Here is a 15737-nt window from a genome sequence, read left to right as displayed (position 1 = left end):
ACATTGGCCGGTGGCTGCATGAAACCGCCAATCAGCGGATTCATGCCACCACGCAAGAAAAACCGGCTGTTCGACTGCAACAGGAGCAGCAAAAATTTACGCCATTACCGCAATCAGATACAGGTTCTAGCACTGTACCTGTTGCAGCAGCACAGCATGTCATGCCCTACGAGAGTTTGCAGCATCCCTTATCGGTATATGACCAGTTGCTGGGAGTTTCCTGATGAATCTGCAATACGACCGTATAGAGCAACTTTGCCAAAAGCTCAATCTGCCTGCCATCGCATCACAATGGTCACATCATGCACAACAAACATTAGGTCAAGATGGAAGTTATGCCGACTTTGTTGAAGCGATCTTGACGCATGAATATGCTGCCAGGCAACAGCGCAGCCAGCAGGTACTGATGAAACTCTCAGGCCTGCCTCAAGTCAAAACCCTGGAAGACTATGATTTTAATTATGCCCTAGGGGCCCCTAAATCACAGGTGATTGAACTGTTCAATCTGAGCTTTATTGCTAGAGCAGAAAATGTGGTGTTTCTGGGGGCTAGCGGAGTAGGAAAAACGCACTTATCTATGGCATTAGGCTATAAGGCCATCATGAACAATGTCAAAACCAAGTTTATTACCGCCGCCGATCTCATGCTGCAACTGAGTACAGCCTATCAGCAAGGTAAATTGAAAACCTATATGCAGCGTGCGGTACTGGGACCCAAGTTACTGATTATCGATGAAATTGGTTATTTACCATTTGGACGTGAAGAAGCGAATCTGTTCTTTAACGTGATTGCCAAGCGTTATGAAAAAGGCAGTACGATATTGACGAGTAACTTACCCTTTAGCCAATGGTCTAAGTCATTTGCGGATGATGTCACGTTGACCGCTGCGATGTTAGATCGGCTATTACATCACTGTCATGTGGTACAAATATCGGGTGAGAGTTATCGTTTGAAGGATAGAAAAAGAATTGGGATTCAACCCCAGGTTGAAACTTAATACGAGATCAAAGGGGTCAATTTTACTTTGCCATTTGTAAGGTAAAAGGGGTCAATTTTAGAATGCCGTTGACATGGTTATTCAGCCTGTTTTTTAGGTGCAATGAAATTTGTGTCTAACCGAGATAAAATTTCGATTGCCCCTGCTGCCTATGTTGAAGGTGATGTTGGTATCGGCCCTATTCCAACAGGATTTGGTATTGAAGTGACGCTTAATATTCATCTTGAGGGTATGGATGCAAGCGAGGCACAGAAATTGGTCGATGCTGCACATATTGTCTGCCCTTATTCCAATGCAACACGTGGCAATATCAATGTAACGTTAAATGCGATTACCTGATGAACTCCTACCCTAAAACAAAATGTTTTAGGGTAGCTTCCTAAATTATCAAAATAAATTTTATAAAAAATATTGCCTTATATTTCAAACATAAATAAGATAAGACGAATAATTAAAACCGAGTTTATAAGAAATGTCTGCGTTATTTTATGTATGGGATGCTGAACAGCATCATTTTCAAACAACAATTTCTACATTAGAACAGGCAGAATATTTTGCAACCAATCCTCAAGATTTAGGTTTTACAGAAAATCTGAAAAATTGGCTCATTGAAGTTGAAAGTATTGTGACTAATCCTGAACTTGCAGAAAACTTTGATGAAGAAATTATCCAGTTCTTTAGTAATGTAAAAGGCTTTTTTAATTTTTCTACAAATGTTTTTGTCATCGAATATATACAGGAAAAAAGTAAATACCTTTATAAAATATTGGTTGATACACTACGTAAGTATAATCTCGTTGCTTTTGATGCAAAACATTATGTGTTTTTTAGTCGGGATGTTATTTTCCCCGATCAGAAAAGTATTGAACAGATGTTAAGCTCTGTCGAAGCAGTATCAAGAGAACAGTTATTACAATTTAAAGCTATACCACAAACACAAGAGAAGCTCAGTATTTTTGCAGATCAGTGGTTAGATTTAAATAAAGAATCTTTAAATTTTATAAAGCAGAGAAAAAAAAATCAATTTAACGAAACTATATATCATCGAGATTTTAATGATCAAATATATGAAGGTATATTAATACTATGTTCAAGTAAAAAAAATGTTTTAGCATATAGCCAAATTGCTTTGGGAAGTTATATTCAAATTTCATCAGAAAAAGCAATCCGTATACTACGCCAACATTTTATAGATGATCATACCTTGCAGTATTTACCCAATATTCATGGAATAGAGGGGGAAGCAATTCATTTTAATGATCCACAACAATTGCAGCACGTGTTACAACAAGTTTATGATTTTTTAATTTATGATGAAGAAAAACATAAAGATCTGGAAACTTTAAATCAGTGGTTGAATCATGGAGATGAAAAAGAATATATCACAGGTCTAGGTGCTATCTCACGTTTAGTGTTAGCAAAGTATGTTAATGATCCTTTATATAATCAATTGATGCAGGAAGCTTTGCCATATGTAAATAGAAATAGATTTTTTAAGAATATGACTTTAGAACAATTCTATGAAAGATTAGAAATGGAAATAAAAGAGATTTTAGAAAAATAAGCTAATTTCATACCTACCAAAATATAAGATGCACTTTATAAGTACATCTTATATTTAAAAATTACAGAAAAACTCTCTACTCCGCCGCTTCATTGGTGACTCGAAGCACTTCTTCCAATGTGGTTTTACCGGCCAACACTTTGCGCAAACCATCATCCCGAATAGAACCCGACTGTTTACGCGCATAGGTTTCAATTTCATATTCCGCAGCATTGCCATGCACTAGACGGCGCATTTGATCATCGACCGGGACAATTTCATAAATGGCAGTACGCCCGATAAATCCGGTATGTGAACAGTGCTCACAACCTTTCGGTTGCGGAAGTTTTAAATCGCTTGCATCGGTCACACTTTTAAAGAGTTCTTGTTCAAAGTCATCTGCAGCATGCCATGTGGCGCAGTGCGAACATAAGGTGCGCACTAAACGCTGCGCGATCACCCCAATTAATGAACTTGACAGCAAGAACGGCTCGATGCCCATATCTTTTAAACGGGTGACTGCACCAATGGCCGTATTGGTATGTAGGGTAGACAGTACCAAGTGACCAGTTAAGGAAGCCTGCACTGCAATTTCGGCGGTTTCTAAGTCACGAATCTCCCCCACCATCACCACATCTGGGTCTTGGCGCAGCATGGCTTTTAAAGCACGAGCGAAGGTCATATCCACTTTGGTATTGACCTGTGTTTGCCCAATCCCTTCAAGTTGATATTCAATCGGGTCTTCTGCAGTCAAAATATTTTTAGAACCGTCATTCAGGTCTGACAAAGCTGCATATAAGGTCGTAGTTTTACCCGAACCTGTCGGCCCTGTAACCAAAATAATCCCGTGTGGTCGATGTACCAGTTGCTTTAAGCACTCATAATCATTTTGCATCAGCCCCAAGTGCGTCATGTTTAAACGACCTGCTTGCTTATCCAGCAAACGCATTACCACCCGCTCACCATGCGAAGATGGCAGCGTTGACACACGTACATCGACCTCACGACCTGCTAGTCTGAGCGAAATACGACCATCTTGAGGGATACGTTTTTCGGCAATATCCAGTTTTGCCATGACTTTAATACGTGACACCAATAAAGGCGCAAGTTCACGGCGCGGTTGCACGATTTCACGCAACTGACCATCGACCCGCAAACGGACTGACAGTTTTTTCTCAAAAGATTCGATATGAATATCCGATGCGCCAACCCGAATCGCTTCAGACAGTAAAGCATTGATTAAACGTACAATCGGTGCATCATCTTCCTGATCCATCAGGTCTTCTGCTTCAGGAACTGAATCTGCCAAACTAAGCAAGTCAGGGTGATCTTCCAATCCCGCAGCGACTTGCTGCGACTCGCCTGTATCACCTGCAAAACTGCTGCTTAATAATTGGTGAAATTCCTGATCGCTACAAAGTTGATGCTGTGCAGGATGCCCCAAAAAACGACGCGCCTCCTGAATGGCAAGCATCGGCGTATTTTCACGACGTACAATAAAGGCATGATCGCCCTCATAACGAATTAACACCCCATGGCGTTTGGCAAAGCTATACGGTATTTGTAATTGTTTCAGTACTTGCATCAGCGATTATAATAATGATGAAAAAATTTAATTTGAGTGTACTCTAAGCGTATGACAGCGTGAAGTCTGTTTTCGCTGATTTATCAAGAAAGGGATAGGCCATTGTCACAAAATCATGAGATTTCAGAAACTGATTCGGCTAAATTAAAATGGTGGGGTGACTATGAGTTTGAGCTCAATCGTCCTAAAACGTGGCAATTTGGCTCACTCTTAGTACGTTTGACCCGTGGTATGCAAGAATGGCGTTTGGAATATTATCGCCCGCAGGTTCAATACGATTATGAACAGCAATGGCATAACATTGATGATCCTGAATTTGCCTTTCCACAACCTGTGAAAATTGAACGCTATATGTTCAAATCTACACAAAGTAAATTACAGCTCATGCCTCGTTTGGCAGACCGTTCAGTGGTGATTAAACCTGTCGATCCAATTTATATTCCTGCGGGGCAACGCGGCACCTTGTATATCAGCACACCGTTGTGGATGTCTGCCTTTGTCGATGGTCAACGTGAACCCATTTTTGATTTGCCGATTATTCGCCCGAAAGATACTTGGTTTGGCCCCAATCATCGTACAGGTGAAATTTGCTATGCCACAGCAGTCGATGGCCGTACCGAATTACATCAACTCAAACCACGTGCATTTCGTGCCGTCACGCCGATTGAATTTCACAACACCAGCAATCAACAATTGCGTTTTGACCGAATGAATGTGCCTGTGCCTGCGCTGCCTTTATTTTTCAGCGAAAGTACAGGTCGTTTATGGACTTCACAAATTAAAGTGATGCATGAAGGTTTAGACCGCCCGCCACGAATTCGGATTGAAAATCGCACCCCGCCACATGCAGGTGAAGTGACCTATTTGCAACCACCGCGTGAAACGGCAGGTGCTTTATTTAATATGTTTGATTCATTTTTCTAAGAGGATGTTATGGCAGATTCCAATATTTCCAAAGAAATCACCAACAGCCTCAAAGGAATTTTTACCAGTATCAATACAGATCGTCTGACCGAAATTTTGGTCGCAATTGTATTGTCTTTGATTGGTTTCTTAATTGCACGTTTTGTTTCCAATACTTTTGTACGCACTATTGGCGCACGTTTTAATGCGCATCAACGCTTAGTTTGGCGACGCGGGATTTTTTACTTTATTTTCCTGCTGTTTGTGATGGCGAGCCTGAAAGAAGCAGGCTTTAAACTCAGCGTGTTTTTAGGTGCAGCGGGTATTTTAACCGTGGCTTTGGGTTTTGCCTCACAAACCTCGGCATCCAATTTAATTAGTGGTATGTTCCTGATTGGTGAAGGTTCTTTTGAAGTGGGCGATACCATTCAAATCACCCTGATTCGCGGACACACCATTGAAGGTGAAGTGATCTCAATTGACTTACTTTCAGTTAAATTGCTGACCCAAGACAATATTTATGTGCGTTTACCCAATGAACAATTGATTCGTGCACCCGTGCATAACTTGTCCAAGTTTCCAATCCGACGTGTGCCCATTACCCTCGCGATTAATTTTCACGAAGATATTATTAAAGTGCGTGAAGTGTTGCTCAGTGTCGCCAATCAATATCCGCTCGTGCTGTCTGACCCTAAACCCGCGGTGACAGTTACAGCTTTCCGTGAATCTTCAATTGAATTGTTGTTTGCGGTGTGGTGTCAGCAAGAAAACTTTTTAAAGGTACGTGATGAAATGCAGGAACGTATCCGTAATGGTTTCCTAGACAACCAAATCGAAATTCCTGTACCCAAAATGGGTTTTGTTGATCATCCTTTATCGCGCCCTTTAAATAATGAAGAACTTGATCAATATGCCAATGCCCAAGCACTGAAACGAGAACCTGACTTAAAGTAATCGTTTCAGTCTTCGACACTTTGCCTCTAACTAAACTTGAGGATCTGCTCAAGCTTTGGAAGACGGCGAAGTGTTGTTTTTTACGAGATCTGTCTCAGGAATTGGGGCAATATATGCAATCAGTAGCATACCTAAACCTGCAGCAAAGAATGACAGCACGCGCATTAAAGTTCCAATATTAGATAAATCTAAAAGCACCAATTTTAAGGTCACAATCACCAAAATACTGCTGCCTAAAATCCACAAGGCACGTAATTGTTTCAGACTGGCAATCCACATGGCGATACAAGCCAAACTCACCCAAAGCAAGGTCAAACTGAGCTGCACAGTGGCATCTTGCCAAACAGCAATTTGGTTGATTGGCGTTCCCAAATACAGATGTAAGGCACGTAATAGCACATAACTACTTAGCCACAGTAAACTCAAGACCATAATTACCGCTGCCAAGCCTTGGTCTAAATGGGTTTTGCGTTGCAGATTCAACATCCACAAAATAGCCACCAACATGGCTATACTAACCAAATCAAATGGATTCAAAATAGGCAGTACATAGCCGTAAAATTCGTGTTCAGTCAACAGTTGTGAACATAGCATCCACATCAACATGAAGATTAAATTGCTACGCGCATACCAAAATTTGCGCCAATCTGAATCCGGTTGTTGCCACCAACACCACGCCGCAAAGAGCAATGGTAAAATCACCACGCTGCTATACGGATGCTGTGGTAACAGCGTTAAACTCGCCATCGCCAAAATGGGTAATAGTCCTAAACTCAGCCATTCTTTGTCGCTGCGGACAGTCCATAAAGGACGCAACCACAACACACTGAGCACGCCTGCAAACAAGGCAAATAGCAGACGTTCAGTACCCGAAACCCAATGCACCGCTCCATCATAGCTACGGCTGAATAATAAACCTGCTGCAGTGAGCGAAACTGGCGTTAGACCTAACCATTTGGGCAATAGCCATGACCATGTCGCTTGACGAGAAAGTAGTACTTCGTTGATAAGTAAATAAATGACCACCACCGCCAAAAGCGTCTGTACGGTTGCAAGTTCTCCATCAAAGTAATCTAAACCTAACCATAGCCATAAACTGGTTGCAGACAACATCATTAAACACAGTACGCTCGTGGTTGCTGTGCTCAGTTGTTGTCTGAAAGCTGCACGGCTGTTGGAAAACACCACAACCGTGGCATAACTTAGGCTCAGTACCCAATAAATACTGCGCTCGAAATAAGGCAACTCTACTAAATAATACAGCCCAGATAAGCCCGCTACGGCAAACAAACCTAGTGCCAAATAACGGCTAATTTTAGAATATTGAATAAAGGCAAAAATAAACACAGCCACGCCTTGTAATGCCCAACCAATGACACTCCATTGTTCAGGCAGTAAAATAGGTGGAATCAACACACTAAAAATCAGCATCAAACTGAAATAACTTTGTGCAATAAATTGTGTCTGCCGATGCTGTTTGGTCAGCCAATACAAACCTGCAAAAACCACCGCAAATAACAAACTAAAGGCTGCCTGCTCTGCTGTTTCTTCAAAATACATCAGATATAAACAGGCATAACCGACAATGGGTGCGCCAAAAATCAAGGCAAGGTCTAAAATAGGTTTCAGCTGAAACGTGGCGACATCTTCCTGTGCCAAAAGCTGACTAAAGCGAAAACCCAACCAAATAAAAATAGCCGCATGCGCCAAAACTAAAAGCGTTAGCACCTGCCGTTCAAAGATATAACCATGATAAAAGGCATAGCTGCCACCCACCACAACCGTCATTAAAAACGCAATTTGATTTAAATATTTCCACGGACGTAAACTACTTAAAATGGCAACCGAAATATTAATCAGCAAATAATAGGCAATAAATTCAATGGCTGTTGCATTACGAACAGGTAAAGTAAACGGTGCGAAATACGCAATCAGCATTGCCATGAGGGCAAGTTCGACTGATTGTTGTTTTAAACTCAGCCAGAGCGTGAGCAACATCACCACAATAAAACACAGACTGGCGATAGCTAAATTTGGAATGACCAAATTGTAATAGGCAAAAAATAAGGTCAGACACAGCCCAGCCAACCCCAAACCTTGCACACCCAAAGCAAAGCTGCGATTTTTGTTGCGTAACAGATAACCGAATACTGTCACTGCTGCACTCACGCCAGCAACGAACAAAAGTTTCACTGCCAAACTAAATTGCCAATGTTCAGTAGCAAAACGTAGCAGTAACACCACGCCTATGAGTAACACTACAATTGCTGCTTTTAATACAGGATTACCATGTATCAGCCATGATTGAGCTTGTTGCAATAAACTGTTACTTGATGAGCGCGACTGAGTTGCAAAAGGTGCAACAGACCTTGAGGATTTGGCTAAATCTGGAGCTGAATATTCTTGATGTAGATACTCTTGGTCTTGATATGGATAAGAAACTTGAGCTGCTTGTTCCCGAACAGAATTCGGCTCGCTCGATAATGTGGAATCAGATTGAATAGCGATGGTTTCAGGTTGAGAAGCGGTTGATATAACACCATCATCCACATTTGCCTTAACTGATGAAAGACTTGCATCAACTTCAGATGTATTGGCTAAAATATGCTCTGCGAATTGCGTTTGAACCTTTTTCTCTTGAGCATTGGTCTTTTGAGGATAGCTCTTTTGAGCATGCGCCTGAAGCTTAGCGGCACTTTGTAATTGCTGTAATTGATACAGTCCTTGCTCCAAACGCTGCAACCATCGCAACAACATAAAAATCCATGCACTTAAAGCAATAGATGTCAGTAAATACCAATCCAGCAATATTCCTAAAAAAGCAATATAAGCGGCGATATATAAAGGAGTTTTAGAGCTTTGGCGTTGTACTTGTGACTGTGCATCCACAACCTGTTCCAGTGAGTTCTGCACTCGTCCCACAAAAAACATCACGCTGACCACCGCAGCAACTGCACAGATATAACTCAGCATCGGCACACCGAGCCACCATGCGCCAATTGAAATTATGATTAATAGCATGAACCAAATGATTCGAATTTCATTCTGCCCTGTCTGCATTGCTCTTCATTTTATTGATATTGTCATGGCTCCGATCATACAACAGACAGCACGATTCTGAATCAGGATTCATCAGCAATTCGGTAACTGTGCGTCTGCAACACTTGCCGTAAAAATCAGTTTCTGCGACAACTGCAAAAATCACGTACAATAAACTGCTTATTTGCAGAAGGAATCAATCCATGCCACCATTTGTCTTGGTCGATGGCTCATATTTTCTATTTCGTGCCTTTCACGCACTACCACCATTAACCACGTCAACTGGTTTACATACCAATGCTATTCGTGGCGCGATCTCTGCGATTCAAAAGTTGATGCGTCGTACTCAGCCTACTCACATGGCGGTAATTTTTGATACGCCTGAGCCGACTTTCCGTCACGAACTATCGCCAATTTATAAAGGTGACCGCCCAAGTATGCCTGAGGAACTTTCTCAGCAAATTCCATACTTACATGCTTTAATTCGTGCTTTGGGTATTCCACTTTACATGCTACCAGGCGCAGAAGCCGATGATATTATTGGAACTTTAGCCAAACGTGCCGAAGCCGAAGGACAGCAAGTACTGATTTCTACGGGCGATAAAGACATGGCGCAGTTGGTGACTGAAAAAGTTACCCTTGAAGACAGCTTCAAAGAAAAGCCAATGGATATTCAGGCTGTATTTGACAAGTTTGGCGTATGGCCGCATCAAATTATTGATTATCTGACCCTCATGGGTGATGCTTCCGATGGTATTATGGGCGTGCCCGGCATTGGCGCCAAAACTGCTGCAAAACTACTGACCGAATATGGCTCGATTGGTGCGATTTTAGAAAATGTCGATCATATTAAAGGCAAAGTCGGACAAAATATTAAAGACAATGCCGATGGCATCGCGCTAGATCATCAACTCGCCAGCATTGTTTGTGACCTTGATCTGAACTTTGGTTATGCCGATCTAAAACTACAAGAACCAGATGTCGAAGCCTTACGTAATTTATATACCGAACTTGAGTTCCGTAATCAGCTGCAATCGCTGGATCATCCAAATAATCCAAACAACCGTAATTATCAGCAAGCGGCAAAAACAGTGACACCACCGACAACCAGTGAAATTGCGACAGAAGATCAGGCCACTCAAAGTAGCGTAGATGATCAACTGGGTTCTGCAAGCTATCACACCATTTTAGATGCACAGCACTGGGATGCCTTACTGCAACGTCTGAATACGGCACAGCGTTTCGCATTTGATACGGAAACCACCAGTCTGGATTATCGAATTGCGGAAATTGTTGGTTTTTCTGTGGCGTTTGATGCGAAAGATGCCTATTACGTGCCTTTAGCGCATGATTATGCAGGCGCACCACAGCAGCTCGACCGTGATCAGGTTTTGGCGCAAATCAAACCAATTTTAGAAAATAATGCCGTAGAAAAAATTGGACATCATTTAAAGTATGATGCACATGTGCTTGAAAATCATGGTATTCATTTACAAGGTTGGTATTTTGACACCATGTTGGCGTCTTATGTACTTAACTCAGTGGCGACACGTCACGGCATGGATGATGTGGCACGTTTATATTTAAGTCACTTGACCACATCTTATGAACAAATTGCGGGTAAAGGCGTTAAGCAAAAAACCTTCAATCAAATTGAAATTGAAACAGCAGCACATTATGCCGCCGAAGATGCACATGTCACCTATCGTTTATATGAAGTGCTGTCTGCGAAGCTGCAAAAACACCCTGAATTGGTTAATATTTTGCACAACATTGAAATGCCTGTTGCCCGAGTACTGACCAGTATGGAAGAAAACGGCATTCAGCTTGATTTGCAATTTTTAGATCAACTCGGTGTCGATTTTGCCCAGACCATGCAGGATTTGGAAAATCAAATTGTAGAATTGGCTGGTGAAAACTTTAACGTCAGCTCACCTAAACAAGTGGGCGAAATCCTGTTTGATAAACTCGGACTCAAAGGCGGCAAGAAAACCGCAACAGGTCAATACAGTACCAGTGAAAGTGTTTTGGAAAAAATTGAGCATCCGATCAGTAGTTTAATTTTAGACTACCGTGGTTTATCTAAACTCAAAAGCACCTATACCGATGGCTTACTGAAACAAGCCAACAACGATACGCATCGAGTGCATACCAGTTATCACCAAGCTTTGACTGCAACAGGGCGTTTATCTTCTACTGATCCAAACTTACAAAACATTCCAATTCGTACCGAAATTGGTCGTCAAATTCGTAAAGCCTTTGTCGCACCTGAAGGTCGCGTGTTGTTGGCAGCCGACTACTCGCAAATCGAATTGCGTTTAATGGCACATTTTTCACAAGATGATGCCCTACTCGATGCCTTTAACCATGGACAAGACGTGCACCGCCGTACTGCGGCAGAAGTCTTGGGTATTGCCTTAGAAGACGTAACCTCAGATCAGCGTCGTCAGGCCAAAGCTGTAAACTTCGGTCTGCTCTACGGCATGTCGGAATTTGGCTTAATTCGTCAGCTTGGGTTTACCCGTGAAGAATCACAAAACTACATCAAGCAATACTTCCAGCGTTATCCGGGCATTTATGAATATATGCAACGTACCCGCCAAGTCGCGCTAGAACAAGGTTTTGTAGAAACTATTTTAGGTCGTCGCCTCTATACGCCAGATATTGCTGCACGTAATATGATGGTACGTAAAGCGGCAGAACGTGCGGCAATTAACGCGCCATTACAAGGCTCTGCAGCTGATATTATTAAAATGGCGATGATTGAAGTCGACAAAATGTTACCGCAAGCGCAAGCCAAAATGTTGCTGCAAGTACACGATGAATTGGTATTTGAAGTCGATGCAGATGCGGCAGATGAACTCGCGCCGAAGTTGGCAGAAGTCATGCAATCTGTGGTGGAAATTTCTGTACCATTGGTGGTGGAAGTCGGAAAAGGCAATAACTGGGATGAAGCGCACTAAAGTCGTTGCGCTCTCTTTTTTCAGCACCTTCCTTCGCCTAGAAGGAGGTCAGGATGCAGGTTATTTGTATTTCTGAAGACTCATTAACGTCGTCAGCCCAAACTTAAACTACAAAAAAAGGACTCGATTTGAGTCCTTTTTAATGTTTTAGGATAATGCGACTTATAAGCCTGTCAGCAATACAATCGCTACCTGATTCATAATAATTTCAGCGATATATAAAGCCAAAAATGCAATAATTGGCGACAAATCAATCATGCCCATGTTCGGCAATAAACGACGAAATGGTGCTAATAACGGCTCTGCCAACTCTTGAATCACCTCAATATACGGGCCACGAGATTGAGTAAACATCACCACCCAACTCAAAATAATGGTGGCAAAAATCAAATAACGACAGAAACGGATTAAATCCTGAATCATGGTCACAAAAGTCAGAATCAGTAAGTGAATTGGACTATTCGGCATCGCACCATTGAGATACATAACACCAAAAATTTTGAGTAGATACAACACCACCAACAAAGCCAAGGCTGCAGAGTTAACTCGACCTTTGCCAACCGTTGGAAAAATACGTCCAAATACATCTACAATTTTGGTGGCTTTAATGGTTGAAAGCACCACAGGGTTATAAGGACTCACCGCTGCCAATTGCATTAAGAAACGGAAGAATACGAGCAAAATCGCTACGTTAATGATAATGCCAAAAATTAGCGCAGAATTTGCACCCATACTTAAACTTTCCTAAAATTTAAATTCATTGTTTTTCAATAATTAAATACTATCACTCAACTCTTGCGCTAATTCTTGACTACGCGTTTTAGCAGCAGCCAATGCCGCCTGAATATTTTGTGAAATTTGCGCATGATCAAACACTTCAATTGCCGCTTGGGTCGTGCCATTTGGTGAAGTTACATTTTTGCGTAATTCTGCAGGTGTATTCGAGCTGGTAATTGCCATTTGTGCTGCACCCAAAGCAGTTTGTAACGTCAGTGCTGTCGCCACTTTTTCATCTAAACCTAAGTTCTTGCCTGCACGAATCATACTTTCCATCAAATAGAAGAAATATGCTGGCCCTGAACCAGATACTGCAGTCACAGCATCAATTTGCGCCTCAGAGTTTACCCAAATAGTTAAACCTGTCGCTGCCAAAACCTGACTTGCCAATTCACGGTCAGTGCTATTGACCTGTTCGGTTGCATACAAACCATGTGCACCTGTTTGCACCAAAGCAGGCGTATTTGGCATTACCCGCACTACACGTTCTGTACGTAATAACTCAGAAATCGTGGCAATTTCTGCGCCCGCAACAATCGAAATCACCAGTTTATCTTCAAACTGACCGTGCAATGGACGCAATACTTGTGCCAAAACCTGTGGTTTGACTGCAAATACCACAATATCTGCATCTGCAATCGCGGCCAAATTATCCTCAGTGACATGCACATCTTTTTCTTTTAATAATTCACGCACTTGTTCTACAGGGTCTGAAACTGTAATACGGGTTGGCGGCAAACCTCTGGCAATCAAACCACCAATCAAGGCTTGCGCCATGTTGCCACCGCCAATGAAACTAATATTACAATTCAATACTGCACTCATGATTCACGCTCTTCGTTGAGTTCTTTGTCGTTAAGAGACTAAATTCGGTTGCCATCCATCTGCGACACAATAGTCCGACTGTGCAAGCCAAAAGCCTTTGGGGCTAAAAACGCCTAGCATAACATTATCTAGGCTTAATATTTGAATTGTATGACGCGTCCACGGAAAAATTTGTGCTTCCTGAATGGCTTTTTTCAGTGGCCATGTGCCCACCCGACCATACAAATGAATTTTTTCACCACCCAAACGTGGCCGTAAAGTTAACGGACGATTCAGCAAAGTTGCAGATAAACCGACTTTGGCTTGTTGCAGTTGATAACAGCCAGACCACACTTGAAAAGTCTGATCTGCCTGCAAACATAACACTTGTTCTTCTGCCTCAAAATGTTCTGCAGCTAAATACTCCGCTTTCGGCAAACGAAATAATTGTTGCTGATAACGCAGATAATAATAATCCTGACAATGTAATGCCGCTTGTGCATCGGCTTTGGCTTGAATCACCTCACGTTGCAAGCGTTCGACCATATCAAAACTTGGGCGATATTGTGCCTGTCCTTTCATCCATGCCGATAATAGCTGACGTTGCCGTGACAAAGACAATTGTTGTAACTGAATTAAATTCAACTGCGAGTCTGTGCCACATGCAGCTAAATCCTGCGCCAAAACTTCTGCCAAAATGTTTTCAGTATCTTGCATCAAGTTTGCAGTACGCGTCACAGCTTGCTGCATTTTAGGAAAACGCTGTTGCACGACAGGCCACAATATTTCTCTTGCCCAAGCTCGGTCATAATGCACATCCTGATTGCTTGGGTCTTGCACATAATCGAGCTTTAATTCAGCACTCCATTGGCAAATCTGCTCACGCGAAATATCCAATAACGGACGCCAAATACTGATGTCATCACGCACATCGACAGCTTGCATGGCAGCAAGTCCTTGCACACCTGCGCCTGAAAACAAACGCAGCAATACGGTTTCTGCCTGATCTTGCTGATGATGCGCCAATACTAGAACTTCGTTGCTATCTAAGTGCTGCATATAGGCCTGATAACGCGCCTGACGTGCCTGATTTTCTAAATTACCCTCAGACACACTGACTTTTTGCAGCACACACGGCACATTTAAATTTTGGCAGGTGGCTTGCACCAATGTGCCCCACGCTGCGCTTGGACTTTGCAATTGGTGATCAATATAAATCGCGCGTACTTTTTCAGGGCACAAAAACGACAAAAGATGCAGTAGCAGCATGGAATCCATGCCGCCACTACATCCGATTAAAAATTTTGTCTGTGCAGAAAAAGCCTGTAATTGGCTTAAGACGCTAGACCTAAATTGTCGCTGCCAAACTTCATTAAACGCTGGTAACGTTCTTCGCATCGTTGTGTTGCATCCATCGCTTGCAATTCATCCAAAGCTTCTTTTAACACATTTTTCAGACTGTGCATGACTTGTTCAGGGTTTAAATGCGCACCCTCACCTTCATCAACCACGTATTCTACAATACCAATCTTTTGCAGTTTTTCTGCAGTCAATGCCAATGCTTCACTGGCTTGTTCGGCTTTTTCTGCAGTTTTCCACAGAATAGACGCACAACCTTCTGGTGAAATAACAGAGTAAATACTGTGTGACAACATTACCACACGGTCAGCCACGCCAATACCCAACGCACCGCCTGAACCACCTTCGCCCAATACTGTAGCAATTACAGGTACTTTTAAGTTCGACAATTGCGCTAAGCTGGTCGCAATCGCTTCTGCCTGACCACGTTCCTCTGCACCTACACCTGGGTATGCACCCATCGTATCAACAAAAGTGAAAACTGGCAGATTAAAACGCTCTGCCATATCCATAAGACGCTGTGCCTTACGGTAGCCTTCTGGATTACACATCCCGAAGTTGTGTTGTAATTTTTCGCGGGTACTGCGACCACGATGTTGACCTATCACCATGACAGGCTGACCATCAAAGCGTGCCAATCCACCGATCATTGCACCATCATCACCAAATAAACGATCGCCATGTAAGGCATCAAATTCAGTGAAAATTTCACCCACATAGTCTAGAAATTGCGGACGTTCAGGATGACGTGCAATTTGCACGGTTTTCCATGCTTTAGATTGAGCAGCTTTTTTCATAAGTCGACTGTTATCC

11 protein-coding genes and 2 pseudogenes are annotated in these 15737 nt (G+C 42.4%); 7 read left to right on the top strand and 6 right to left on the bottom strand.

What is annotated here, in order from left to right:
• The 4 genes and pseudogenes from HX743_RS06100 to HX743_RS06085 form a co-directional block, all read left to right on the top strand.
• Nucleotides 1-224 (top strand): annotated as a pseudogene (locus HX743_RS06100) (IS21 family transposase); the annotation flags it as partial.
• Nucleotides 224-997 (top strand): IS21-like element ISAba8 family helper ATPase IstB, encoded by a 774-nt coding sequence (gene istB, locus HX743_RS06095; protein WP_178318766.1) that lies wholly within the window; start codon nucleotides 224-226, stop codon nucleotides 995-997. The pseudogene HX743_RS06100 and the gene istB, both read left to right, overlap by 1 nt.
• A 75-nt stretch (nucleotides 998-1072) precedes the next feature.
• Nucleotides 1073-1336 (top strand): annotated as a pseudogene (locus HX743_RS06090) (Ohr family peroxiredoxin); the annotation flags it as partial.
• A gap of 133 nt (nucleotides 1337-1469) precedes the next feature.
• Nucleotides 1470-2561: a hypothetical protein gene (locus HX743_RS06085; RefSeq protein ID WP_104852448.1), complete on the top strand. Its 1092-nt coding sequence runs from the start codon at nucleotides 1470-1472 to the stop codon at nucleotides 2559-2561.
• Between the two features lie 76 nt (nucleotides 2562-2637).
• On the opposite strand, the gene gspE is transcribed toward HX743_RS06085, so the two are convergent.
• Complete coding sequence (gene gspE / locus HX743_RS06080; RefSeq protein WP_178318765.1) at nucleotides 2638-4125, bottom strand: type II secretion system ATPase GspE; 1488 nt, start codon at nucleotides 4123-4125, stop codon at nucleotides 2638-2640.
• A 102-nt stretch (nucleotides 4126-4227) separates the two neighbouring features.
• Between gspE and HX743_RS06075 the strand changes: the two genes are divergently transcribed.
• Together HX743_RS06075 and HX743_RS06070 are read left to right on the top strand one after the other, a co-directional pair.
• Nucleotides 4228-5049 carry a hypothetical protein gene (locus tag HX743_RS06075; RefSeq protein WP_004975182.1) on the top strand — a complete coding sequence of 274 codons (822 nt, stop codon included), beginning with the start codon at nucleotides 4228-4230 and terminating at the stop codon, nucleotides 5047-5049.
• Between the two features lie 9 nt (nucleotides 5050-5058).
• On the top strand, nucleotides 5059-5982 hold the full coding sequence (locus HX743_RS06070) for a mechanosensitive ion channel family protein (RefSeq protein WP_096902425.1): 924 nt from the start codon (nucleotides 5059-5061) through the stop codon (nucleotides 5980-5982).
• Between the two features lie 48 nt (nucleotides 5983-6030).
• Here HX743_RS06070 and HX743_RS06065 read toward each other — a convergent pair whose 3' ends face one another.
• Nucleotides 6031-9042 carry a DUF2339 domain-containing protein gene (locus tag HX743_RS06065; protein ID WP_178318764.1) on the bottom strand — a complete coding sequence of 1004 codons (3012 nt, stop codon included), beginning with the start codon at nucleotides 9040-9042 and terminating at the stop codon, nucleotides 6031-6033.
• A 182-nt stretch (nucleotides 9043-9224) separates the two neighbouring features.
• On the opposite strand from HX743_RS06065, the gene polA reads away from it, so the two are divergent.
• Nucleotides 9225-11984, top strand: coding sequence for a DNA polymerase I (gene polA / locus HX743_RS06060; RefSeq protein ID WP_178318763.1), 2760 nt, complete (start codon nucleotides 9225-9227; stop codon nucleotides 11982-11984).
• 162 nt (nucleotides 11985-12146) lie between these two features.
• Here the strand turns inward: polA and HX743_RS06055 are convergent, their stop codons facing one another.
• The 4 genes from HX743_RS06055 to HX743_RS06040 are packed head-to-tail and all read right to left on the bottom strand — an operon-like array spanning nucleotide 12147 to nucleotide 15721.
• The gene (locus HX743_RS06055; protein ID WP_004975174.1) at nucleotides 12147-12716 is read right to left on the bottom strand and encodes a YggT family protein; all 570 of its coding nucleotides are present in this window, start codon (nucleotides 12714-12716) and stop codon (nucleotides 12147-12149) included.
• A 42-nt stretch (nucleotides 12717-12758) separates the two neighbouring features.
• On the bottom strand, nucleotides 12759-13586 hold the full coding sequence (gene proC, locus HX743_RS06050) for a pyrroline-5-carboxylate reductase (RefSeq protein ID WP_096902428.1): 828 nt from the start codon (nucleotides 13584-13586) through the stop codon (nucleotides 12759-12761).
• 30 nt (nucleotides 13587-13616) lie between these two features.
• Nucleotides 13617-14963, bottom strand: a complete 1347-nt coding sequence (gene tilS / locus HX743_RS06045; protein ID WP_104852453.1) for a tRNA lysidine(34) synthetase TilS — start codon at nucleotides 14961-14963, stop codon at nucleotides 13617-13619.
• Complete coding sequence (locus HX743_RS06040) at nucleotides 14900-15721, bottom strand: acetyl-CoA carboxylase carboxyltransferase subunit alpha (RefSeq protein ID WP_004975170.1); 822 nt, start codon at nucleotides 15719-15721, stop codon at nucleotides 14900-14902. The genes tilS and HX743_RS06040 overlap by 64 nt, the downstream gene beginning before the upstream one ends.
• Nucleotides 15722-15737: the final 16 nt, after the last annotated feature.

It is taken from the genome of Acinetobacter sp. Swhac1, assembly GCF_013390985.1.
Classification (GTDB): domain Bacteria; phylum Pseudomonadota; class Gammaproteobacteria; order Pseudomonadales; family Moraxellaceae; genus Acinetobacter; species Acinetobacter towneri.
The sequence above is the reverse complement of the archived record's forward strand: the minus strand, read 5'-3'. Positions and strand labels throughout refer to the sequence as shown.

What these genes read in the sequence shown, in the direction of transcription:
- HX743_RS06085 (WP_104852448.1), top strand. Translation starts at nt 1,470, where the DNA reads ATGTCTGCGTTATTTTATGTATGGGATGCTGAACAGCATCATTTTCAA.
- istB (WP_178318766.1), top strand. Translation starts at nt 224, where the DNA reads ATGAATCTGCAATACGACCGTATAGAGCAACTTTGCCAAAAGCTCAAT.
- proC (WP_096902428.1), bottom strand. Translation starts at nt 13,586, where the DNA reads ATGAGTGCAGTATTGAATTGTAATATTAGTTTCATTGGCGGTGGCAAC.
- polA (WP_178318763.1), top strand. Translation starts at nt 9,225, where the DNA reads ATGCCACCATTTGTCTTGGTCGATGGCTCATATTTTCTATTTCGTGCC.
- HX743_RS06065 (WP_178318764.1), bottom strand. Translation starts at nt 9,042, where the DNA reads ATGCAGACAGGGCAGAATGAAATTCGAATCATTTGGTTCATGCTATTA.
- HX743_RS06055 (WP_004975174.1), bottom strand. Translation starts at nt 12,716, where the DNA reads ATGGGTGCAAATTCTGCGCTAATTTTTGGCATTATCATTAACGTAGCG.
- HX743_RS06070 (WP_096902425.1), top strand. Translation starts at nt 5,059, where the DNA reads ATGGCAGATTCCAATATTTCCAAAGAAATCACCAACAGCCTCAAAGGA.
- gspE (WP_178318765.1), bottom strand. Translation starts at nt 4,125, where the DNA reads ATGCAAGTACTGAAACAATTACAAATACCGTATAGCTTTGCCAAACGC.
- tilS (WP_104852453.1), bottom strand. Translation starts at nt 14,963, where the DNA reads ATGCGAAGAACGTTACCAGCGTTTAATGAAGTTTGGCAGCGACAATTT.
- HX743_RS06040 (WP_004975170.1), bottom strand. Translation starts at nt 15,721, where the DNA reads ATGAAAAAAGCTGCTCAATCTAAAGCATGGAAAACCGTGCAAATTGCA.